This window comes from Leptolyngbya sp. AS-A5 (genome assembly GCF_039962495.1).
Lineage (GTDB): Bacteria > Cyanobacteriota > Cyanobacteriia > Leptolyngbyales > Leptolyngbyaceae > Leptolyngbya.
Genome location: NZ_JAMPLL010000017.1, coordinates 72,131 through 95,134, shown reverse-complemented (window position 1 = coordinate 95,134; position 23,004 = coordinate 72,131). Strand labels below are relative to the sequence as shown.

Genomic DNA, 23,004 nt, shown 5'->3' with positions numbered 1-23,004 from the left:
CACGGTATGAAAAACGGGCAGAGAACTATCTGGCGATGCTGACAATTGCTGCAATTCTAATTTGGCTCAAATAGGGCATTACCTTACATTTAGACTTTGCAGATACGCCCTAGCAACATCTAAGGCAGTGTTGACAAACGATCGAGATTTGGGACTGAGCTTTGGCAGCGAGGAGCGTTCTTCAGCGACTAAATCGACCAGAAAGGGGAGATGTTTCTGGATTGTTGCAATGGCTTGGGCGATCGCGTCTCGATCGGCTTGAGAAAGGGTTGCGCTAATGTTCATGGGAGAACCTCAAAGAGAAAGGGTTCTTCCACTGTGATAAATATTACAAGCAATACGCAAAGGGGTATGACCCCTCAGTGGGTTTAGGGCGATGGTTTACCACAATCGCTGGATGGAATATCGATCGAACATCGAATCTGCACTCACGATCGGGAGTTGGGTGGAGAGTGCTTGAGCAATTAACAGTTGATCGAACGGATCGCGATGGTGATTCGGCAATCCTTCTAGTGACCAGATGTGCGATAGCTCGATCGGTAAGATTTGCAGACCGCTAGTCACTCGTAAATTTTCTAGCAATTCAGAGAAAGGTAAGTTCAGCGACAACTTACCCAGTTGGAGTTTGATTTGAATTTCCCAAACGCTAACAATACTTGTGACCCATGTATTACTTTCATCGGTCAGGAGTTCCCGCACTCGCGCTGATAGAGAATCGGGATCAATGTCTAACCAGATCAAAACATGGCTATCGAGCAAAAGATTCATGAAGATCTCCTAAGTGCTTTCATCGCCAAGCCAGAATTCATCGGGTAGGGGATTATTGAAGTCTTCACTCATCCAGCCCAGGCCTTGATGCTGACCTAGAATTCTCTTTTTACTAGGCTCTGCTGCTTGCTGAATTGGAGGGCGCACTTCAGAGTTCTCTTGCTTCTGGATCAAAAACTCCACAAAGTCAAACACCTGTTGCTGTCGATCGAGAGACAGTGTGCTCAGGGCCTCTAAGATTTTCTCAGGTAGTCCCGTTGCTTGAGTTGCTTGATTGTCCATGAGCTAGGGTGTCAATTCGGCACTTTCATTCTAAGGGTTCGACGATCGCAGGCGTGGATGATTTGTGCTGAAATAACTCGCGCTTGCATTTAAGCAGTGGTGCGGAGGTCGGTGAAGTACCATTTGCTTTGTGTGTTGTCAGTTTGGCGGGTGACGATGCCGAGGGCTTCGAGGGCGGCTTGGATTTTGGCTTTGCTGCGGGTGGCATTTTTGAAGTGTTGAGAGATCGCATCAATGCTCCATTCTCCGCCTTGGACTCTCCAAAAAACATTTGATAGTTAGCGCGTTCCGTTCCTCCAGCATTCTGCCAGCGCTGAATAAACGTCCTCGATCGCCTGAAGCTGTGAAGTCATAAAACCCGGGAGGTAACAAAAAGAATCAGCGATGATTCTAATTGCACTTGCTCAATGCGATCGCAGCTTAATTTTTCATCCCAGTTACGCAATGCTACCTTGATCAGCTTGCCTTCGCCAAAGAACGAACCGTCAAGATTTCGTTAGAGCTTAGCGCCGCGATCGTAGAAACCGGAACAGTAATCACAGTTAGCGACTCACCCACTGCGTTAAAAACCTCTAAAACACAGCCCTCCTCTCCACCGCTAGGATGGGGCACAAAATCAATCAAAGTTGCAATGTCTCCTGCTTTCAAGTTGTATTCTGGTAAATCGCAAGTCAAAGCAACTTCGCAATATAGTTCTACAGCCATATCAAGATTCTCGGTAAGGTTTGAGCGTCACAAACTGGAACTTTCCATCTCCTTGACGGTTTAACCAAATTGTAACAACAGGTAGATTGACACCATTCACGCCGACCAATTCTTCAATCACTTGATAGAACGTTCCATACTCATTCGTTTTATCTGCGATCGCTTCTCCTTCGTCAGCCAGCGATCGAATTGCTGTTTTCAAGGCTTCGGAGTTCTCTTGCGTAAATCCAGCTTGTGCCAAAAACTTTGATTTGTCATTCCTGAGCTTCTGCACTAAGAGATAGTCAACAACTTTTTCATCTGGAATAATTGCATCTGCTGGAATCTTCACTGTCGTTTTTCGCAAAGCCTAATTCTTAATCCCCGTCATCACAATGCCGCAAATTAGTTGATGCTGCCCAATAGCAAAAATCACCACGATCGGTCAGCGTCACCAACACGAAGAAATTAAAGCTCAATTCGGTGGCTGCATTTGGCTCGACTGACCCAACTCCACGCTCACAGCATCAAGCCGAGCATCTCTAGGGCGATAAGACAGCACTTCCACACCAATTGGCTCACCGCTCACGCCATCTTTAAACAAAATGATCCCATCTCCAAGCTCCGTACCAATCTGGTTCTTGCGAGGACTCTGCAAAAACACGCTTAACAGTTCGGCTTCAGGTTCGTAAAACACTTTTATTTGAGCCATACCGTTTCACCCTCCTTGATCGCATTCGTTTGATAAGCCGTGATCTGTCAGCACTGTCTTAATTCTTAATCCCTGTTGTCGCAATCCCTCGAATCAATTGCCGCTGACCGATCGCAAAAATCACCACGATCGGAATCGTCGCTAGAACGATCGCTGCCATCAACAGCGTCCAACTATTTGTAAACTGCTCCTGAAAACTCGCGAGTGCCAACTGCACTGTCCGCAACTCTGGACGCGTCGTAAACACAAGCGGCTTAAATAAATCGTTCCATTCCCCGATAAACGTAAATAGCGCCAACGTCACCAACGCCGGACGCGACAACGGCAACATCACCTTCCACAGCACTTGTAAACGATCGGCTCCATCCAGCATCGCCGCTTCCTCAAGCTCGATCGGAATCCCTTGAAAGAATTGCCGCATCAAAAAGATCCCGAATCCGTTCGCCGCAGTAGGTAAAATTAACGCCCCATACGTATTAATCAAATGCCCCCATTTCAGCACCAGAAAAATCGGAATCACCAAAATCTGAAACGGAATCACCAACGTTGCCAGCACGATTAACAAAATTGCCTGCTTGCCTTGAAATTTCAACCGAGCTAGCGCATAACCCGCAAGCGCTGACGTGAAAATCTGAAAGAGCGTGACCGCGATCGCCACAACGATCGAATTCGCAAACGCCAGCAAAAACCCTCCCCGTTGCCAAGCTTCGCGATAATTCTCCAGCGACCAACCCGGAGCATCAAGGGAACTTCCTGGCGGCTTAAACGACGTAATCAATACCACTCCCAGCGGCAGCAGAACGACTCCTGCCCCGGCAATCAGTAGCGCTAAACCGAGTACACGCTTCCACTCGCTCTTCATACTCCCCACACGCCCCAAAGAATCGGTTATTTTAGCGCTTCAATGCCCATTAGCGCAGATATTTTATCGATTCTTAGCGTCATTCTCAACCTTAGACGGTAAAGTGAGAGGGGGGAAAGAATGGGGAGACACCGTGTTCAATCCCACCCGAACCTCCGCCACTCTGCGGAAATTATCGTCATGACCAGGAGAAATCTGATCTATGCCCCAACTTGAGGCGACCTTAGAGATTGACTTCCACAGTGAGCAATACAAAGATGCCTATAGCCGAATTAACGCGATCGTCATCGAGGGCGAACAAGAGGCACATGAAAATTATCAAAAACTAGCAGAACTTCTGCCCAACGATAAAGACCAGTTAATCGGACTCGCACGCATGGAAAACCGCCACAAAAAAGGCTTTGAAGCCTGCGGTCGCAACCTCAGCGTGGTTGCCGATATGGAGTTTGCCCGCGAATTTTTCTCTGCGCTGCACAACAACTTCCAAGTTGCCGCAGCCGAAGGCAGGATCGTCACCTGTCTACTGATTCAATCGCTGATCATCGAGTGCTTTGCGATTTCGGCATACAACATCTATATTCCGGTTGCAGATGACTTCGCTCGCAAAATCACCGAAGGTGTCGTCAAAGACGAATACATGCACTTGAACTACGGCGAAGAATGGCTGAAAGCAAACTTTGAAGCCTCGAAAGCCGAATTAGAAGAAGCAAACAAAGCAAATCTTCCCTTGGTTTGGAAAATGCTGAATCAAGTCGAGGCAGATGCCAGCGTTCTTGGAATGGAGCGCGAAGCATTGGTCGAAGACTTTATGATTCAATACGGTGAAGCGTTAACCAATATTGGCTTTACGACCCGCGATGTCATGCGGATGTCGGCGCACGGACTTGCAGCCGTCTAACGGCGCGACGACGATCGCTTCAATCTCCGACGGTGGACTCTTGATCTGCTTGCGTCCATCGTCGATTTGTGGCATTTTCTCTTACATCAGTTTAACGGTTTCGTTTATCCATCTCACCGCCTGAAGTCGGACTACTTCACATACGATCGATGTTTGGTCTAATTGGTCATCTCACAAGCTTAGAACACGCTCAGTCTGTTGCACGAGAGCTAGGATATCCCGAATACGCGGATCAAGGCTTAGATTTCTGGTGCAGTGCCCCGCCGCAGATTGTCGATACAATTCGAGTCAAAAGTATTACGGGACAAGAAATCGAAGGACGTTACGTTGAGTCTTGCTTCCTCCCAGAAATGCTGGCAACCCGCCGCATCAAAGCTGCAACTCGAAAGATCATTAACGCGATGGCACACGCGCAGAAACACGGCATCAATATCACAGCACTGGGTGGATTCTCTTCAATTATTTTTGAGAATTTCAATCTGTCGCAGATCCGGCAAGTGCGAAACGTCATGCTGGAATTTGAGCGGTTTACAACCGGGAACACACACACCGCCTACATCATTTGCCGCCAAGTCGAACAAGCCTCGAAGCAGTTAGGCATTGAGTTGTCAAAAGCAACGGTGGCGATCTGTGGCGCAACGGGAGATATTGGCAGCGCGGTTTGTCGCTGGTTGAATTCTCGCGTTGATGTAGCCGAACTGCTGTTAATTGCACGAAATCAAGAGCGGCTTCAGGATCTGCAAGCCGAACTCGGACGAGGCAAGATTCAGAGCCTAGAGGAAGCCTTACCGCAAGCGGACATCATCGTTTGGGTCGCGAGTATGCCGAAGGGTGTGGAGATTGATCCAACACAGTTGAAGCAGCCTTGTTTATTGATCGATGGCGGCTATCCGAAAAACTTGGGTACAAAGGTACAGCATCCAGGAATTACAGTTCTCAATGGTGGGATTGTGGAACATTCGCTAGATATTGACTGGCGGATTATGAGCATCGTGAATATGGATGTGCCTGCACGCCAGTTGTTTGCGTGTTTTGCCGAGTCGATGCTGCTGGAGTTTGAGAAGTTGCACACGAATTTCTCTTGGGGACGCAATCGGATCACGGTTGAGAAAATGGAGCAGATTGGAGATGCTTCAGTGAAACATGGGTTCCGTCCGTTGTTGATTTAATCGATCGTACAATCGCCAATCTTTTAGAGACGTTCCGCTGGAGCGTCTCTGTTTTTTATGACCTACGCCTAAAATCACGTGAGTTCAACGCAAATTCTTGACTACGTTTAGATCTGCGCGTTGCCCCCTAAATCCCCCACGGGTGGGGGACTTGGAGCAGCGAAATTCTCCAATCTCATGAGTTCTCCCGACCGTCAAAGTCCCCCACCCGTGGGGGATTTAGGGGGCACGACCGAGCCTAAACGCAGCAAGGAAATCCGTCGAACTGACGTTAAAATCCTAAATCCGCCTTAGCCGCCTCGGCCGCCCGAAACACCTCAACATCCGGCAATTCTTCCCAAGCGGTATCACCAATCTCTTTGTAAAACGTTTCATCATACGGACGAGTCCGCACCACCACAGGCATTGGAACTGCATGACCTAGAATTAATGCCTGTTGTTTTGAATCGAGTTTTGCCAGTACCGATCGCAGACTTTGCCCCCCAGACACTCCGGTAAAAATCGCATCAATATCTTTCTCATCATTCAACAAGGCAGTAATCCGCGTTCCAATCTGTGACATCACTTCGTTATCAATTCCAGACGGACGTTGATCGACCACTAACAGCGTGACAAAGTATTTCCGCATTTCACGGGCGATCGTACCAAAGATAGTCTGTCCGACCGTTGCTGGATCAAGGAATCGGTGGGCTTCTTCGATCGTAATCACAAGCTGTTGGGGTCGATCGCTCACTTCTTTGGTTTGCAAAAACTTCTCTGCTTTTCGCACATAAGCTTGGTGAATTCGCCGCGCAATGATGTTAGTTGCCAACATATAGGACAGTAAATTCGATTGAGACCCAAACTCAATCACAACATGCTTTCCACTTTCAACACATTCAAGGATCTGACCTACATAGTTATGCGGACAACTGTTCCGAATGTATTTTAGTTCATCAAGGCGATTGAGCTTACGTTGCAGCGCCATGATTGAGGACTTACTGCCCATTTTCGTCTCACAAAACTCCTGAATTTCGCCATTGCTCATAGTGAGGAGACGATTAATCCAAGCCTTACCAAATTCATTCCGGAGAATAATTGCGTTTTCTAATGCGGCTTCTGAAAGATTTAGCTCTCCCCGCACTAGCATTAAATCTTCAACATCGATTTGGTCGTAGCTGACATAGAGTTCTTGAGCATCGCGCACTCCTCGCCGCTTTGTCGAGTCCGGATCGAGTGTGAAAATCTGCACCTGTCCTGGAAATAGTTGCCGCAAACCTTTTACTGTACTGAACTGCTTTCCTTCGCGAGTGGCTTCCCATCCATACTCGGAGTGCATATCAAAGATCAGATTTACTGCCGCTTGTTTTCGCACAATGCCCGCGAGCAACAATCGCGTAAGGAATGATTTTCCAGTCCCCGATTTCCCAAAGACACCATTACTGCGCTCGACAAATCGATCGAGATCCAAACAAATCGGCACCTCCATATCGATCGGCTGTCCAATGGCAAAATTCCGCCGATGGGGGTCATCTTCCCAACCAAACACGGCGCGGAAATCTCGCTCACTCGCGTCATACACCTGGCTGAAGTGGCTCGGAATCGTTTTTACGGGTAAAAGCTCGATCGCTTCACTTGAGCTTGCTTCAAACGATGCCAACTTGGAAGATTTTTTCTTTTTCTCAACAGGCTTTTCAGTCGGCGTAAACATCAGCATCGGAGACAGTTCGATCGTGCCGTATGTCCCGCTTCCGGCAAGTACCTCTTGTAGAAATAAATTGGTGGGCTCTGGGGGATTGGCGATAATGCGCTGGCTAGCAGTTCCGAGAGAAACATCGGTGAGCATACAGAAAAAGCGCGATCGAGTTCCCTGCACGACTAAGAACTTGCCGACCCGCATCTCTTCGACCGATATATCAGGATGCAGCCGCACTTCTAATCCTTGGCTCAGAGATCCTTGAATGACTGATCCCAATGGCTTCTCTAGATCCATAACCCCGCCCAAAGCAATTGTTCTATCTTAATTCAGCTTGAAGCAGGTGTACTAAACTTGTCAAATCAATCAATCTTGAGAAGAAAGCTTTTTAGTCATGCAGTGAGTTAAATCGGAACTTGATATATGACAAAAAAAAATGGGGTGCGTCTCTTCTTCAAAAGAAGTTTAATTTATTAATAAATTTCAGATTATAGAAGAAAGTATTATGCCATTCTTTTCGATTAACCAAATTAGCTAGTTTCCTAAAATATCTATATTCCTGCTGTTTGTAAAGTAAATGTAATTCAAAGAAATACTTGTCTAACTAGCATGATTGCAAACTCATCAATTTGTTTTATGGATTCAAGCGATCCATTTATGAATAAAAAAGAAAGAGAAGCCAAAATTTGTATCATGCTCTACACGAAAGAGTTGTCTCATCTGAATAGAATGACAGTCACACCACAAGAGTTGGAGTGATTTCAACCATGAATAGACGGAGGTTCACTCGCCGAGGCTTTTTGCTTTCTCTGTCGCTCAGTTCGTTTGCCTTTGTTGCTGCATGTTCTAATACTCAAGCAAGAAATGTATCTGGCAATTCGAGCGATAAAAAAGTAATTCGCATTGCGATCGGCACTCAAGATCAAGTAATTAACACGGCGACCGGAGGCTCTGTTATTCGCGAAGAGAAATTGCTTGAAAAGTATTTGCCCAAAACCGGAAAATACGAAAATGTAGAGTACAAAATTGAGTGGTCAAGCTACACTTCAGGGCCTCCGATTACCAACAAAATGCTTGCCAATCAGCTTGATATCGGCATGATGGGAGACTTTCCCCTCACAATTAACATGACAACTTTTCAGCAGAAAGGTGGCGGTGTTAATACGCTTTATATTGGCACCTTGGGTTACAGCGCGACCGGAGCTGGAAATGCAGTCATGGTTCCAAAAGATAGTCCTGTCAAAACATTGGCAGACTTGAAGGGCAAGCAAGTTTCTGTTCCGTTTGGTTCTGCGGCTCATGGAATGGTATTGAAGGCATTGAAGGGTGCTGGCATTGATCCTGAAAAGGATGTCAAGCTGATTAGCCAAGCGCCGGAAGTGGGTGGAACCAGTCTCCGAACCAATCAAATTGATGCTCACGCAAACTTTGTTCCCTTTGGTGAACTGTTTCCCTTCCGGGGATTTGCACGTAAGATTTTTGATGGTGCAGAACTCAGTGTTCCGACTTTTCATGGTGTTGTAGTGCGATCGGACTTCGCAAAACAATATCCAGAAGTTGTCGTGGCATATATGAAAGCAATGCTCGAAGCGAATAAGCTCTTCCGCGAACAACCCGAAGCAATCTCAGCCAGGGTCGAACAATGGGCGGGTGTGGAAAAAGAAGTCGTCTATATGTTCCTTGGCCCTTCAGGTTTACAGCGACTCAATCCCACAATTCGCAAGCCGAATTTGGATGCCTTAAACAACAGTGTGACCACATTGAAACAATTAGGAAGGCTAGATGCAAACATCAAAACGGAGGATGTGACTAAGTTTGTTGATGACAGCTATCTGAAGCAGGCGATGCAAGAAATGGGAATGAACTATGAGCAAGCCGCGACAGAAGCTGATAACTTTACGATCGCAGGTGAAGATGCTGAAACCAAGCAGCCGATTCAGGATGCAAAATTAGCGGCTCAACTGTGGCTCAAGGATGAAGATAAAGTCAGAAACTATGCCTCGATTCAAAATATGATGACGGCATTGAAAAAGATTCAAGCAGAAGGAAAGCAGGCGGTGAGTGCAATCTTTGTTCACGATCGCACCAACGGCTGGAAACTGTTTGCTGAAAATTCCTTCTTTGTTCGCAACAATGATGGTATCTCTGCATTCCTGACCGAGAAAGATGCTCAAGCCTTTGCCCAAAGCAATGGCGCTCAGGTGGTTGGCTTTAAGGGGCTGCAAGAATTTTCCGCACAAGCATCCCAGCCTAGTTTAGCAGCACGCTAAGTGCAAGGCGCTTTTGATACAGCTAGGAATGCGTTGCCCGTGAAACAATGCGTTCCTACGCGTTTTCTCTCACTGATTGGAGGCACTTCATGTCTAGCTCATCCTCTGAGCGATCAACCAAACTCAGCATCGTCGATCGCTTGAGTTTTCTATTGTCACAGCTATTTCAAAAATCAGAAGGAACTTCGCGACTCAATCTATTGCGTGTCTTCCTGCGGGTACTTTCGCTTGTCTTGTTTTTTGGAATTTGGCAGTTTCTCTGTGCGATCAAGTTCCAATTCTTCATTAATTTTTCGTTTCTGCCTTCTCCACTGGAAGTTCTCGGTGCAACAGTTAAGTTCTTCTCAAGCAACCCAATGATGCACTTGCAGGCGAGTGTGATGCGGGTGCTGTTGGGATATGCGATCGCAGCAGTATTAGGAATTAGCTTAGGAATTGTAATCGGCTGGTTTCAAAAAATTGAAGACCTTGTTTTCTTACCCTTAGAAATCCTGCGTCCGATTCCTGCGGTTGCTTGGATTCCGCTCGCGATTTTGATGTTTCCTGATGCAGAATCGGGAATGGTCTACATTACCTTTATTGGTGCATTCTTTCCAATCTTAATTAGCACGATCAAAGGGGTTGAAGGCACCGATTTATTGTTACTGCGCGTTGGACAGTGCTTGGGAGCGCAACAATGGCAGGTCTTCAAGGACATTGTAATTCCAGGAGCAATGCCGAACATTGCGAGTGGCTTAGTGATTGGGATGGGAAATTCCTGGTTTTGTCTTGTAACCGCAGAAATCTTAGCAGGACGATTTGGGATTGGTTATCTCACTTGGGAATCTTATGTGACTTCTAACTATCCACCGATCGTCATGGGAATGCTGCTGATCGGATTGATGGGATCACTGAGTTCTTTTGCAGTCGATCGTCTGACTCATGTATTGATGCCTTGGCGCGTCACAAAGAAAGGAAACAGCAATTAATTAGTAGAGGATAGCGATTGTGGCAATGTTAATCGAGCAAGGAACTTCACAACAAGCGCTCAAAGGGCTGGTAGAAGTCGAGGATCTATCGATTTGTTTTAAGCGAAAGGGGCAGTTAATCCCGGTGCTAGAGTCGATCGACTTTACGATCGCTCCCGGTGAATTTGTGTGTTTGCTCGGCCCATCCGGGTGCGGCAAGTCCACGATTCTGAATGCAATTGCGGGGTTTATCAAGCCGTCTTGTGGCTCTGTCTCAGTTGATCGCAGGGTTGTTGTTCGTCCCGGTGCCGATCGTGGTTTTGTATTTCAGCAGTATTCTCTCTTGCCCTGGAAAACGACGTTTCAGAATGTGGAATTTGGGTTGAAGATCCAAGGCATTCCTGCTGCGAAGCGCAAAGAGATTGTGAACTACTATCTCAATCGCGTTGGGTTATACAAGCATCGTCACTCTTATCCGTATCAACTATCAGGAGGAATGCAGCAACGGGCAAGTATCATTCGTGCCTTGGTAAACTCTCCTTCTGTGTTGTTGATGGACGAACCCTTTGCAGCGCTGGATGCTCAGACCCGACATATGATGCAGGAGCTTCTGCTCGATATCTGGAGTGAACAGAAAACAACTGTGGTTTTTGTTACGCATGATATCGAAGAAGCCGTGTTCCTGAGCGATCGTATCTTTGTGATGGGGGTGAGTCCAGGCAGGATTAAGCAAATCGTCAATGTTCCTTTGGACCGACCGAGACACAGTGATATCACGGTTACTTCAGAGTTTTTGCAACTGAACCGCGAGATTTTTGAACTGATTCGAGAGGAAACGATGAAAAGTATGGAGATAGAGTGAGGTGCGATCGACCGAGAGGATTTGCTGCGTTTCAGGCGGATGCAGCCCTCTAAATTCCTCACGAGTGGGGGATTTAGGCAGCAAGAAAACCCCAAACTCCAGCGAGAAACTGATAGAGCCTAAGCTCTAACCTGCTGCAAGAACTCTGACTGAATCCATTGATTCAAGTTAATGGTTTGTAGCTCCTGGTTTCCCGGAATCAGACTAAGTTGATCAATGTGTAATCTCAGCCAATCAGGACGAATGCCCATCTCCGAGAAGAACCGTCCAGGTTGATTTGGTTGATAAGAACTGCTGAGAATTTGCACAATCACCTCTGAGTCAAGCTGTGTCCATTTTGCAACTAAAGACGGTGCAGTTGGAGTCGTATCGTACCAATACTGTGCAGCAGAGAGCGCCCGAAGATAGGCGATTGCAACTTCCGGGTATTGTTCTGCAAGCTCACTTGTCACCACTACACCATAAAAAGCGGGCAAAGCTTCAGGATTACAGCCGCCTAGATAGCGGAACTGTCCCCGACGACAAGCAATGTCATGAAAAGGTGCAAAGTGAGCATAGCTATCAGCGTAGTGTTCAGAGAACTCAAAGGGATGCGCGGATTCGAGGGGAAGCAAGTTCACTTGATTTAAGAGGTTCATTGCATTCAGCGACCGCAACACCATTCCATGTGCAGAAGACCGCAGTGGAACCGCGATCGCTTTTCCGCGCAAATCACCCACACTCTGAAGCTGAGAACGGTTCGGAACCACAACCGCATTGCAAGATCCATCGGGATTAGTGGAAACAAAGCTAATCAAACGAGTGTTTTGTCCGGCTTCAGCACTCAAAAGCAAAGGATAGTCACCGAGAACACCAATATTTAGTTGCTGCGATCGCAGTCCATCGACGATCGGTGCCCCGGTCGAAAAATCCTGCCACTGAATCTTATATTGTGTTGAGCTATATCGACCTTCTTTTGGCAAGAAATGTTCTAGCAGTCCGAGCCGTTGGATAACCAGCCCTGCGGTCACAGCCGGAACCGTACTGTTTTGAACTCCGATCGAGAGCGTCAGCACTTCGGGACGGGGAGATAAATTACTGCGACGAGTAAAACTGGGCGATCGCAGACGAGCAACATTGGAGCTAGGTTGAGCCGCAGAATGCTTGGCTTGCAGAAGGTGAATTAATTTTTGGATTGGGTTGAGACTGCGCGATCGACGACCCGATGGAGTGGCTGCGTTTGCTTGAGTTAATCGGCGAGGTGCCACTAGATAGACAGTTCCAGACAGCGCAAACTCTTGAATCGGAACTGCGGTAACAGTTCCCAATTCACACTCTGGCTTAAAGTCGAAGTTTGTCGCGAATCCGAGATAGTTCCCCTGCATCATGTAGGTTCGCATCAGACTCATCGTATCGACGGTTTCAAACTGAAGAAAACCATCGAGCGAAAATCCCAACTCTGATAACCGCGATTCTAAGACTAAGCGGCTGGGTGTTCCTGAAGGCAGTAGCGCCCAAGGATACTTTCTCAGATCTGCTAAGCTCAGCCAACGTTGTTTTGCTAGGGGATGATTGTGGGCAACAAATAACTGATAGGAGATTGCATCGATCTCTGTGGCTGAAAGTTCCGAAAATTCTTCAAAATTCACATCAGAAATTCCGACATCCACCGTTTGACTCGTCATCGCTTGATAGAGCAATTCGGCTGATTCAAACACCAAGCACTGAACCTGAATGCTCGGATATTGTTGACGATATTCAAACACAACACTTGGCAACCAACCTTCAGCAAGTGCCATCGTACAGCCAATTTTTAGGCTGTCATATTTTCCTTTTTTAATATTTTCAATTTTTTGGAGCAACTCATTTTCAACTTGAATCAGTTTCGCTCCTTCTTCCAATAAGAATTCACCGACCTCTGTGAGCTGAATCTTACGACCCAAACGATAAAACAGCGAAGTTCCTAACTCAGTTTCTAGTGATTTGATCTTAGCGCTTACCGCAGGCTGGGTCAGGTTTAGAGCATCTGCTGCTTCCGTAAAACTTAGGTGACGAGCAACTTCTAGAAAAACTCGAATCTGATAAACTTCCATCGCCTTCAACCCTAATGATATATTCGCTTCGTAACTTCGCTGATCATATCAATCGATGGATTCAATTCATTTATTAGTTCATAAAATACTGCAATAAAGAAAATCAAAAACGTACTGCACAATAAAAACAGTCGAACTGAATTACATCTCTTTCTAGACGAATTTCTTCGATAGAAAAGATGTTTCTAATCAAATCGTTTTTTCTGATTTTTTCTGTAGTGCTTGAGACAGTTCTGAGCGCACAGCTAGATACTGTCCATCAATAGGGAGGATTTTTGAGTGAATACTCAATGGATGAAGACGGATGTTCTGGTAATCGGGGGCGGTACGGCTGGAACAATGGCAGCCATCAAAGCAAAGCAAGCGAATCCCGATGATGAAGTGCTCGTCCTGGAAAAAGCGAACATTCGTCGAAGTGGCGCGATCGCAATGGGAATGGATGGTGTAAACACTGCCGTCATTCCCGGTAACTCAACTCCAGAACAATATGTTCGGGAAATTACGATCGCCAATGATGGAATTCTCAATCAGAATGCGGTTTATCAAACAGGTAAACTTGGCTTTTCTGTGATTCAAGAACTAGAAAGCTGGGGCGTAAAATTTCAGAAAGATACTCAAGGCAATTACGACCTCAAGCAAGTGCATCGGGTGGGTAAATACGTTTTGCCGATGCCAGAAGGAAAAGATTTGAAGACAATTTTGGCGCGTCAAGTGAAGCGTCACAAAGCCCAGGTGACTAATCGGGTGATGGCGACTCGCGTGTTAGTCCGGGATGGACGTGCGATCGGTGCAGTCGGTTTTGATGTTCGCAATGGTGATTTCGTTGTCATTCAAGCGAAAGCTGTGATTCTCTGTACAGGAGCTTGCGGACGGCTAGGCTTACCTGCTTCGGGCTATCTCTATGGAACCTATGAGAATCCCACTAATGCAGGCGATGGCTATTCGATGGCGTATCATGCTGGAGCCGAACTGAGTAACATTGAATGCTTCCAGATTAATCCGTTGATGAAAGACTACAACGGACCTGCCTGTGCTTACGTTGCGAGTCCATTTGGAGCTTACACCGCAAATGCACAAGGACATCGCTTCATTAGCTGCGACTATTGGAGCGGACAAATGATGCTAGAAGTTTGGAAAGAACTGAACTCTGGTAAAGGTCCAATTCAACTCAAGATGACTCATTTAGACGAAAACACTATCTCTGAAATTGAGTCGATTTTGTGGTCGAATGAGCGTCCAAGCCGAGGCAGATTCCATGAAGGGCGGGGTGAGAACTATCGCACCAGTGGAGTCGAAATGAACATTTCTGAAATTGGACTGTGTAGCGGTCATAGTGCTTCTGGAGTTTGGGTGAATGAGCGGGCTGAAACTTCAGTGCCAGGACTTTATGCCGCAGGGGACATGGCGAGTGTGCCGCACAACTACATGATTGGTGCATTTGTGTTTGGACGAATCGCTGGAGAACATGCAGTCGAGTATGTTCAGAACCTTGATCATGTTGATCCTGATCCAGAGTTTCTAGCAGCCGAGAAAGCAAGAATTTATGCACCGCTCGATCGATCCAACGGCATCCCGCATACTCAAGTCGAATACAAGCTGCGCCGCTTAGTGAATGACTATCTACAGCCACCGAAATCTGCAAATCGCATGGAAATCGGGCTGAGCAACTTTGTACGCTATCACGACACCTTAGACCTCATGGGTGCGCGTGATCCACATGAACTGATGCGCTGTATGGAAGTTCACTTTATCCGCGATTGTGCAGAAATGGCAGCAAGAGCTTCACTCTTCCGCCGTGAGAGTCGCTGGGGACTGTATCACTATCGCGTGGACTATCCAGAAAAGAACAACGATGAATGGTTCTGTCATGTGCATCTGAAAAAGAATGAAGATGGAAACATGGTGTTATTCAAGCGTCCGATCGAACCTTACATTGTCGATGTGGATGTTGAAACCGAAGTATATGATGTCGCCGTTCGCTAAGTTGTTCACGTTGAGAAAAGGTTGACCTATGGCTTTAGCAACTCAAAGAGTCGATGTTCCCGTCATTGTCGATGAATCCAAATGCCTTGAAAAATGCGTTGCCTGCATTGAAGTTTGTCCATTAGACGTTTTAGCAAAAGACCCCGAAACAGGCAAAGCTTACATGAAATACGATGAGTGCTGGTTCTGCTTACCTTGCGAAAAGGAATGTCCGACCAATGCAATTACCGTGCAAATTCCGTTCTTGTTGCGCTAGGGGGAAGTGATGGAAACCAACTCTGAACTTGCTCCTTGGTTGGAGATGCTACGATCGCCAGATGTCGAAGATCGTCTTGTTGCTGTCAAAACATTGCAGCATCTTGGAGATGAGGAAGCTTTAGCACCGTTGATCGATGCGCTAAAAGATGAAAGCTTTTTAGTGCAAAAACTAGCAGTGACCGCGCTTTGGGAACTTGCCAATCCAGCAGCAGTTCCGGCATTGATTGAATGTCTTGCTTCTCCTGATGAAGAAATTCGAGAGGAAGCACGATCGGCGTTAGGTGAATTGGTTGCTCCGGATCATCTACTCATGTTGCTCGATGCGCTACTCCAAGACGATGTGAATCTACAGCTTAATGCTTTATTCCTGCTGCGGAAGATTCACGATGCTCAATCCCTACCGTATGTGTTGCCCTTCTTTGAATCTTCTAACCCTGCTTTAAGAGAATCGGCAGTCACAACATTGCGCTATCTCAACCAAGTCGAACGCTGTCAACCTGCGTTAGCGCTGATGTCTGATTCAGATGCAAGTGTTCGACGAGCAACTGCCTTAACTTTGGGGCATTTAAGCGATGTAGAAGTTGTTCCTCGTCTGTGTGAAGCACTGACCAATGATTCAGATTGGGAAGTGCGGCGAAATGCAGCCAAGTCTTTGGCAATTCATGCCGATCGCAGTGCAATTCCTGCTCTAGAAGCTGCCTTAAAAGATGAACATTGGCAGGTGCGTAAGTTCAGCTTACAAGCCTTGCAAAAAACACCAGATGATCATTCTCTACCATTGTTCATTCAGGCGCTCACCGATGAGTATTCAGACATTCGCCGAGATGCCGCGATCGCGCTTGGCATTCTGAAAAATCCAACCGCCCTTAATCCATTACAGCAATCGCTCGACGATCCCGATCGCGACGTCTGTATCTTTGCTCAACGCGCTATTCAGACCATCCAAGAAGCTTTGCAAGAACCCTCCAATGCCTAATCATCGATCGCCGTTTCAGACGGTTCACGAGTCTCCTGCATCTACGACCGATCCAATTGCTGAAGCTAGACAGCAAGCAGTGACTGAACTGCTTAAAACGGTCACTGAACCTATTCTGAACAACAATATTGTGAGTTTGGGAATGGTTCGTAATCTTAGAGTGGTCGATGGGTATGTGTATCTCCGTCTTTATGTTGGTCAGCATCAACATAGCTTGAAGTCACAGATTGAGGATGTACTTTCACAACTGACTTGGTGCAAAAAGGCTTACATTCAGCTCTGTACTATTCCAGGAGTGAGAACCACGTTAGCAATCTCTAGTGGTAAAGGGGGAGTTGGAAAATCAACGACTTCTGTTAATCTTGCGATCGCGCTTAGTCTACAAGGGGCAAAAGTAGGTCTTCTCGATGCAGATATTTATGGCCCAAATGTGCCGCAAATGCTTGGATTACGACAGTCACAAGTAGAAACCATCGAAACGGCTGAAGGAACGCGATTTTTGCCTTTAGAAGCACACGGAATTAAGGTGATGTCAGTCGGACTGCTGGCAGAACCTGATCATCCGTTAGCGTGGAGAGGCCCTGTTCTGCACAAAATCATTACTCAGTTCATTCACGAGGTCGAATGGGGCGATTTAGACTATTTGCTGATTGATCTCCCTCCCGGCACAGGTGATGCTCAGATTACGATCGTCCAAGAAAGCCCAATCTGCGGGGTGTTGCTAGTGACGACACCACAGCAGGTTGCGATTGCAGATGTCCGTCGTAGTATCCATATGTTTCGTCGAGTCGGAATTCCAGTTCTCGGCATCATCGAAAATATGAGCTATTTACTGTGCGGGCATTGTGGTGAACCGACTCCGATTTTCGGCAGTGGTGGTGGACAGCAGTTAGCAGAAGAACTTCACACTCCATTATTGGGACAAGTTCCGATCGATGCTCGAATTTGTGCAGGCGGTGACGCTGGAAAACCTCTAACGCTGGCTGCTCCGACTTCATTAACGGGACAAGTGTTTCTCAATGTTGCTTCAGCACTTGAAACAACGTTCTGTTCAATCAAACATAGACCATTAAAAGAAGTGGTTTTGTGCTGAGTTAATTTATAAGTGTTCGACAGCCCTGCTTTGTCGGATGCACAAAGCAGGGCAAATCCTTATTGGTTGCAAAACATTGAATCACCATTAGAGTAATGCGACAAAAAGTAAATAATGTGAAGCCCTTCGCTGTAAAAATCGCTCCGCTTCAAAGTGATTTCTACTCACAGATAGCGATACAGGCAAAAATAGGCTTTGCTCAAATTCAGTCAGGAATCTTGCTCACTTCCGGCTTAGCCGCGATCGCTTATCTGCTGCGACTGGTTCCCGGATTCCATCTCTTTAGTCCGCTAATTCTGTCGATTCTACTCGGCATTCTGGTGCGAAATACGATCAGAACACCCTCACACGCTCAAGCAGGAATTAGCTTCGCAATGAAGAGAATCCTACGATTTGCAGTCGTTCTACTGGGTGTTCAACTCAGCCTGCTACAAGTCTTCTCAGTTGGCATCACAGGAATGCTGATCACCATAGCGACTTTACTGAGTACATTTTGGTTAACTTGTTGGCTCGGAAAACAGTTAGGAATTGATTCGAGCCTAACTCGTCTCATTGCTGCGGGAACTTCGATTTGTGGTGCTTCTGCCGTGATTGCAACCAGTACCACAACTAAAAGTGCAGATGAAGATATCACTTATGCGGTTGCAATTGTGACCCTGTTTGGAACATTCTCTATGCTTTCGTATCCATTGCTGATAGGACAGCTACACCTAACGCCAGAAGCATTCGGATTGTGGTGCGGGGTTTCAATCCATGAAGTTGCACAGGTAATTGCGGCTGCATTTCAAGCTAGTCCGCTCAGCGGTGAGGTGGCTAGTATCTCGAAGTTATCAAGAGTGCTTTGGTTAGCTCCGGTCGTTCTACTACTTGGATCAGTTTCCAAAACTGATTCCTTAAAAACAAAAGTGGCAATCCCTTGGTTTGTTATGTATTTCATGCTTTTGATTCTGCTCAATAGCTTGAACTTATTTCCACAGGGCTTAAAAAGTGCGATCGCACAGCTAAACCAAATTCTATTAGCGATCGCAATGGCAGCAATGGGTTTAGAAACAAGGCTGAATCAGATTCAGAAGATTGGATTAAAACCTTTATACTTAGGTGCTTTATCTTGGTTATTTATTTCTATTTTTAGCTATGGGCTGATCAAACTGTTTTATTAGTCTCTTGCATGGAACCCTTTACTTTAACGATCGCAACCGCTTTGATTTTATTTGTCTGTACCTCAATTCGTTCAGCGATCGGTTTTGGGGATGCACTGCTTGCTATGCCGCTGCTCGGTTTAATCATGAGTTTGCGAACTGCCACTCCTGTCGTAGCATTCACAGGATTTATTATCAGCTTAATCATCTTAATTTCCGATCAAGATAGCGTTGATCTCAAATCGGCTTGGCGATTGATTGTTGGCACGGTCATTGGTGTCCCTTTTGGCTTATTGCTGTTACAGTATGCCCCTGAAAAATTGGTCAAGATTGGACTCGGCATCATCCTAATCTTGTACGGATCGTACAATCTCGTTTCTGTAAGGTTTCCTCAGCTTTCCCATGAGCGATATGCAGTGTTATTTGGATTCGTCGCAGGAGTTTTAGGAGGGGCTTATAACACCAATGGACCCCCGATCGCAATCTACGGGGTGCTGCGTCGTTGGTCAGCCACTTATTTTCGGGCAACGATGCAGTGCTATTTTCTATTTTCAGGCATCGCGACGATCGCAGGGCACGGATTTGCAGGACTGTGGACTCCGATGGTTTGGCAGTTGTTTCTCTGGTCAATCCCCGGGATTAGCATCGGAGTTTACGTTGGAAGCAAAATTAATCGTCTCATCCCGCAGCCGAGATTTAATCAGATTATTTTTGGCTTATTGATTGTCGTCGGCTGCATTTTCTTGCTGTGACATACTAAGCCCCGATGAGAACAAAGTTTGTTCAAGCTTCCCTTTATCTGCCGCGATAGTTCTGCTCAATCCAAAGTCGTAATTCTGCTTCGGAATCTGCATACACGCAGTCTCCTGTGCGCGGATCAAAGGCATACCACCACCAGTCACTGCCCTGCTCATACTGGTACACCTGCAACTCTGATTTTCTAGCAAATGCGTTGGTGACTCTTTGTTTGAAGGCGTTAAATCTAGTAGCTAGCGATCCCCGATTTGGAGTGATTGCCTGTCCAAGCTGCTGCTTCTCCCACTCCAATAATTCAATTAATTGCGTGTTGTGCGCTGCTTGAGCTGCTTCAATGCGGTGAGCAAGAACAGCCATAATGTTGTCCTGATGCTTAGCAGAGAGTTGAGAGTTGTTTGTATCAAGTGTAGTTGTCATAATTTGGGTCATTCATAAATCGTCTATCCATAAATATATAAGATTTTCTGTAGCGAGAACTACAAAATCAATCTTTCCTGACATAACGCCAGTTCCCAACAATCCTGCGACACAGCCGTTTCCTCCGTAAAGACGCGATTTGGAGCTTCATCGGAGGTGTTCGCGTCTTTACGAGGATCCGTCTCGAGTATTGAGAGATTTTGTATGAAACCAACCAGCCCGATCGCTTGCCAAGTTAAGCCCTGAATCATCAGCGCCTTCTATCTCGTCTGCGCCATCGCTTCGGTCGATTTTACCGGTCTTTGTTCCACAATCTGGAGCTTGACTCCCCTAGCTGGAGCAAGCGTCACCCCACGACGACGCGGAACTTCGGGACGACGATCGGCCAGGGCAAGCTGATAACGCAACAAAATCGTTGCCAGTGCCAACTTCATCTCAAACACCGCCAACGCTTCACCAATACAGCGCCGTGCCCCACCCCCAAATGGCATAAACTCAAACGGAGAAAACTGCCGTTCTAGAAAGCGCTCTGGCTTAAACTGGTGCGAATCTGGGTAAAGATCTTCTCGGTGATGCAACAGGTAAATACAGCCGACCACATTCACTCCGGGCTGAAGCGGGTGTCCTAAGAGTTCTAGCGGTTCGTTCACGACTCTGGTAAACGTGAGCATCGCAACCGGATACAAGCGCAAGGCTTCGTTACAAACTGCGCTGAGATAGGGCAAGCGGGCAATTGTCATGGGATCGGGATTAGAGCCGATCGAATCAAGCTCTTGCAGCAATTTCTCACGCACTTGGGGCAAGCGATGAGTCCAGTACAGCGCCCAAGCCATCGCCGTTGCAGTCGTCTCATGTCCAGCAAACAGCAAGGTCATCAGTTCATCCCGAAGTTCTGGATCGCTCATCGGCTCACCGTTCTCATCGCGGGCTGCCATCAGCAACGACAGAATATCTACTCGATCGGGATTGTTCTCGCGACGACGATCAGCAATTTCGGCATAAAGCAACTCATCAATGTTGGCACGATCGCGCACAAACTTGCCCCACGGCATCCACGCCCCCAAATCTCGCTGCATCCAGGGGAAAAACAAAAAGCTCGCCGCTAAGGGAGAGCGGAATCGCTCGGTCATCGTTGTAATTGCTGATCGGAGGCGATTAAATCGCTCTCCCTCAGTTACACCAAACACAGCCTCTAGAATGACTTGTAGCGAAATTTCCTGCGTCGCCGATCGCGCCGTGAAGGATTGAGCGATCGGAATTCGACTAAAAACTTTTTCGGTGAGCTTGCAGATTAAATTGCCATAAGCCCGCATTCGTTCACCATGAAACGGAGGCATCAACAATTGGCGACGACGCTTATGCCGATCGCCACTGAGCATAATTACCGAATAGTCACCAATCAGCGGAGCCAGAATTCGGTTCACTTCTCCGGGAGCGAGAAAGCGCTTGCGATCGCTGGTGAGGATATCTTGAATCGCTTGCGGATGATTGACAAAAACTAGATGACTCCCCCCAACAATTCCTGCCGAAAAGAGATCAGGATGCTGCTGAGCCGCTTTTTCCATGTAGCTTACGGGATCAGCAACCCATTGCAATTCTTGCAGTAAGAACGGAGTCTGTAGCGTATTTGGTAAGTTCATTAGCCCCTCCACTGTGTGAGATCCGGAGTACATCCCGTCCGTTGGTCTTGAGACACCCCGCCGACTAAAAATCTGCTGCTTGGATATCTCCAGGATAAGCGCTACCACGGTTAATTGGGTACTCCGGCGCTGAGCAAGAGAGGCGGTTATTAACGCTTCAGGTGGCTTAGGATCACGTGAAATACATCAGTGGCTTCTAGAGAATCTCTTTGCAGTAGGTCAGTTTCGCGGGTGATTAGCATTGGGCAGTCTGCTGCACTTGGCGTGAGGTGCCCGTGCGATCCTTTTACCACACTGGCATCTAACGGAATGACTTCCATCAGATACCGGAATCCCAATTTTTTCTTCAGGAGTGTTGTTCCCAGTTTAAGTTTCGGTAGTTTGATCCGAGGATCGATAAACAGTTCTGCGGGGTCATACCCTGGTTTGCGATGGATATCGACTGTTCTAGCAAAATCGGGGGCTTTGCGATCGTCCATCCAGTAGTAGTACGTGAACCAGGCGTTCGGTTTAGCAACAGCAATCAGATCGCCCGATCGAGGATGGTCAAGATGATAGGCTTCTTTGCCTGCCTCATCCAGCACCAGGTCCACGCCATCTGTTTGTTCAAGTAATTGCTTTACCTTGTCGAGACAGCTTGGATCATTAACATACACGTGAGCAATTTGGTGATCTGCAACAGCAAAGGCTTTACTTGCCCCAGCATCTAACAGTTCTCGCCCTAATTCCTCTCGAACTTGCAGCAGCTCTGCTTGACGCAGTACGCGGTTGAGGTGAATCGGCTGATTGACCGGAGTAATGCCATATTCAGAAAGAAGAATGACTTGAGCGCCACGGTTTTCATAGTAAGCAATCAAATCGCCACAGATAGCATCAATTTCCTGCAAATCTTGAGCAATCTCATCGGGCTGACAGCCAATCTTTTGCAAACAGTAATCTAAATGAGGGAGATAAATCAGAGTCAGCGTGGGACTGTACAGTTCCTCAACTCGCTTCGCCGATGCCGCAATCCACTGGCTTGATTCAGCAGAAGTCGCAGGGCCCCAAAACTTAAACAAGGGGAACTCTCCAAGCTCAGTCTGGAGCGTAGAGCGGAGATCGGCAGGTTGGGTATAAATATCTGGAAGCTTGCGCCCATCAGCCGGATACATGGGGCGGGGTGTCACCGAATAATCCGCTGAGGAGTACATATTGTACCACCAGAATAAGTTCGCACAGGTGAACTCAGGATCAATGCTTCGGGCAACGTCCCAGATTTTCGGACTCTGTACCAGCTTGTTCGACTGTCGCCAGAACTTGATTTCGCAGTCGTCGTGAAAATACCAGCCGTTAGCAACAATGCCGTGATCTGTGGGATAGCGTCCGGTGAGATAAGTCGCTTGTGCAGTACAGGTTACAGCAGGCAGAACCGGCTTGATCGTCGCGATCCGACCTTGTGCGATCCATTGTTTTAGCTGCGGAGTATGCTCTCCTAGCAGCCTTGAACTTAGACCAACCACATTAATAACAACAGTTTTTTTCATGAGTTGCTGAGAAATTCA

Annotated in this window: 25 protein-coding genes; 12 read left to right on the top strand and 13 right to left on the bottom strand. The window is 47.0% G+C overall.

The window, feature by feature from the left end:
* Positions 1–78 precede the first annotated feature (78 nt).
* From NC980_RS18065 to NC980_RS18030, 8 genes are all read right to left on the bottom strand, one after another.
* Positions 79–285, bottom strand: a complete 207-nt coding sequence (locus tag NC980_RS18065; protein ID WP_190376838.1) for a hypothetical protein — start codon at positions 283–285, stop codon at positions 79–81.
* Between the two features lie 96 nt (positions 286–381).
* Positions 382–768, bottom strand: a complete 387-nt coding sequence (locus NC980_RS18060) for a type II toxin-antitoxin system VapC family toxin (protein WP_190376837.1) — start codon at positions 766–768, stop codon at positions 382–384.
* Between the two features lie 9 nt (positions 769–777).
* The gene (locus tag NC980_RS18055; protein WP_190376836.1) at positions 778–1,050 is read right to left on the bottom strand and encodes a DUF2281 domain-containing protein; all 273 of its coding nucleotides are present in this window, start codon (positions 1,048–1,050) and stop codon (positions 778–780) included.
* Positions 1,051–1,075: 25 nt separating this feature from the next.
* Complete coding sequence (locus NC980_RS18050; protein WP_190376835.1) at positions 1,076–1,282, bottom strand: hypothetical protein; 207 nt, start codon at positions 1,280–1,282, stop codon at positions 1,076–1,078.
* Between the two features lie 224 nt (positions 1,283–1,506).
* Positions 1,507–1,755: a DUF4926 domain-containing protein gene (locus NC980_RS18045; protein WP_190376834.1), complete on the bottom strand. Its 249-nt coding sequence runs from the start codon at positions 1,753–1,755 to the stop codon at positions 1,507–1,509.
* A 1-nt stretch (position 1,756) separates the two neighbouring features.
* Positions 1,757–2,086, bottom strand: a complete 330-nt coding sequence (locus NC980_RS18040; protein ID WP_190376847.1) for a DUF6883 domain-containing protein — start codon at positions 2,084–2,086, stop codon at positions 1,757–1,759.
* A gap of 123 nt (positions 2,087–2,209) precedes the next feature.
* Positions 2,210–2,446, bottom strand: coding sequence for a hypothetical protein (locus tag NC980_RS18035; protein ID WP_190376833.1), 237 nt, complete (start codon positions 2,444–2,446; stop codon positions 2,210–2,212).
* Between the two features lie 58 nt (positions 2,447–2,504).
* Positions 2,505–3,308 (bottom strand): carbohydrate ABC transporter permease, encoded by an 804-nt coding sequence (locus tag NC980_RS18030; protein WP_190376832.1) that lies wholly within the window; start codon positions 3,306–3,308, stop codon positions 2,505–2,507.
* Positions 3,309–3,510: 202 nt separating this feature from the next.
* On the opposite strand from NC980_RS18030, the gene NC980_RS18025 reads away from it, so the two are divergent.
* Genes NC980_RS18025 through NC980_RS18015 form a run of 3 tightly spaced genes read left to right on the top strand, consistent with a single transcriptional unit; the run spans position 3,511 to position 5,375 of the window.
* Positions 3,511–4,206, top strand: coding sequence for an aldehyde oxygenase (deformylating) (locus tag NC980_RS18025; RefSeq protein WP_190376831.1), 696 nt, complete (start codon positions 3,511–3,513; stop codon positions 4,204–4,206).
* Positions 4,193–4,330: a hypothetical protein gene (locus tag NC980_RS18020; protein ID WP_190376830.1), complete on the top strand. Its 138-nt coding sequence runs from the start codon at positions 4,193–4,195 to the stop codon at positions 4,328–4,330. Before NC980_RS18025 ends, NC980_RS18020 begins: the two co-directional genes overlap by 14 nt.
* 25 nt (positions 4,331–4,355) lie before the next feature.
* Positions 4,356–5,375: a long-chain acyl-[acyl-carrier-protein] reductase gene (locus NC980_RS18015; protein ID WP_190376829.1), complete on the top strand. Its 1,020-nt coding sequence runs from the start codon at positions 4,356–4,358 to the stop codon at positions 5,373–5,375.
* Between the two features lie 271 nt (positions 5,376–5,646).
* Here NC980_RS18015 and NC980_RS18010 read toward each other — a convergent pair whose 3' ends face one another.
* Positions 5,647–7,347, bottom strand: coding sequence for an ATP-binding protein (locus tag NC980_RS18010; RefSeq protein WP_190376828.1), 1,701 nt, complete (start codon positions 7,345–7,347; stop codon positions 5,647–5,649).
* Between the two features lie 470 nt (positions 7,348–7,817).
* Here NC980_RS18010 and NC980_RS18005 point away from each other — a divergent pair, with 470 nt between their 5' ends.
* The 3 genes from NC980_RS18005 to NC980_RS17995 all read left to right on the top strand — a co-directional run bounded on the left by NC980_RS18005 (position 7,818) and on the right by NC980_RS17995 (position 11,129).
* Complete coding sequence (locus tag NC980_RS18005) at positions 7,818–9,320, top strand: ABC transporter substrate-binding protein (RefSeq protein ID WP_190376827.1); 1,503 nt, start codon at positions 7,818–7,820, stop codon at positions 9,318–9,320.
* An 89-nt stretch (positions 9,321–9,409) separates the two neighbouring features.
* Positions 9,410–10,288, top strand: a complete 879-nt coding sequence (locus tag NC980_RS18000) for an ABC transporter permease (RefSeq protein WP_199298514.1) — start codon at positions 9,410–9,412, stop codon at positions 10,286–10,288.
* A 25-nt stretch (positions 10,289–10,313) separates the two neighbouring features.
* Positions 10,314–11,129: an ABC transporter ATP-binding protein gene (locus NC980_RS17995; protein ID WP_190376845.1), complete on the top strand. Its 816-nt coding sequence runs from the start codon at positions 10,314–10,316 to the stop codon at positions 11,127–11,129.
* 119 nt (positions 11,130–11,248) lie between these two features.
* Here NC980_RS17995 and NC980_RS17990 read toward each other — a convergent pair whose 3' ends face one another.
* A complete protein-coding gene (locus NC980_RS17990; protein ID WP_190376826.1) occupies positions 11,249–13,201 on the bottom strand; it encodes a LysR substrate-binding domain-containing protein in 1,953 nt (650 codons plus the stop codon).
* Between the two features lie 294 nt (positions 13,202–13,495).
* Here NC980_RS17990 and NC980_RS17985 point away from each other — a divergent pair, with 294 nt between their 5' ends.
* The 6 genes from NC980_RS17985 to NC980_RS17960 all read left to right on the top strand — a co-directional run bounded on the left by NC980_RS17985 (position 13,496) and on the right by NC980_RS17960 (position 19,402).
* A complete protein-coding gene (locus tag NC980_RS17985) occupies positions 13,496–15,184 on the top strand; it encodes a fumarate reductase/succinate dehydrogenase flavoprotein subunit (RefSeq protein ID WP_190376844.1) in 1,689 nt (562 codons plus the stop codon).
* 28 nt (positions 15,185–15,212) lie between these two features.
* The gene (locus NC980_RS17980) at positions 15,213–15,440 is read left to right on the top strand and encodes a ferredoxin family protein (RefSeq protein ID WP_190376825.1); all 228 of its coding nucleotides are present in this window, start codon (positions 15,213–15,215) and stop codon (positions 15,438–15,440) included.
* Positions 15,441–15,449: 9 nt separating this feature from the next.
* On the top strand, positions 15,450–16,418 hold the full coding sequence (locus tag NC980_RS17975; RefSeq protein WP_190376824.1) for a HEAT repeat domain-containing protein: 969 nt from the start codon (positions 15,450–15,452) through the stop codon (positions 16,416–16,418).
* Positions 16,411–17,511, top strand: coding sequence for an Mrp/NBP35 family ATP-binding protein (locus NC980_RS17970; protein WP_190376823.1), 1,101 nt, complete (start codon positions 16,411–16,413; stop codon positions 17,509–17,511). Before NC980_RS17975 ends, NC980_RS17970 begins: the two co-directional genes overlap by 8 nt.
* A gap of 95 nt (positions 17,512–17,606) precedes the next feature.
* Positions 17,607–18,671: a YeiH family protein gene (locus NC980_RS17965; RefSeq protein WP_190376822.1), complete on the top strand. Its 1,065-nt coding sequence runs from the start codon at positions 17,607–17,609 to the stop codon at positions 18,669–18,671.
* An 8-nt stretch (positions 18,672–18,679) separates the two neighbouring features.
* Positions 18,680–19,402: a sulfite exporter TauE/SafE family protein gene (locus NC980_RS17960; protein WP_190376821.1), complete on the top strand. Its 723-nt coding sequence runs from the start codon at positions 18,680–18,682 to the stop codon at positions 19,400–19,402.
* Positions 19,403–19,445: 43 nt separating this feature from the next.
* Here NC980_RS17960 and NC980_RS17955 read toward each other — a convergent pair whose 3' ends face one another.
* The 3 genes from NC980_RS17955 to NC980_RS17945 form a co-directional block, all read right to left on the bottom strand.
* Positions 19,446–19,823, bottom strand: a complete 378-nt coding sequence (locus tag NC980_RS17955; RefSeq protein ID WP_348253939.1) for a hypothetical protein — start codon at positions 19,821–19,823, stop codon at positions 19,446–19,448.
* Positions 19,824–20,083: 260 nt separating this feature from the next.
* The gene (locus NC980_RS17950) at positions 20,084–21,463 is read right to left on the bottom strand and encodes a cytochrome P450 (protein ID WP_190376819.1); all 1,380 of its coding nucleotides are present in this window, start codon (positions 21,461–21,463) and stop codon (positions 20,084–20,086) included.
* Between the two features lie 149 nt (positions 21,464–21,612).
* On the bottom strand, positions 21,613–22,986 hold the full coding sequence (locus NC980_RS17945) for a nucleotide pyrophosphatase/phosphodiesterase family protein (protein WP_190376818.1): 1,374 nt from the start codon (positions 22,984–22,986) through the stop codon (positions 21,613–21,615).
* Positions 22,987–23,004 lie beyond the last annotated feature (18 nt).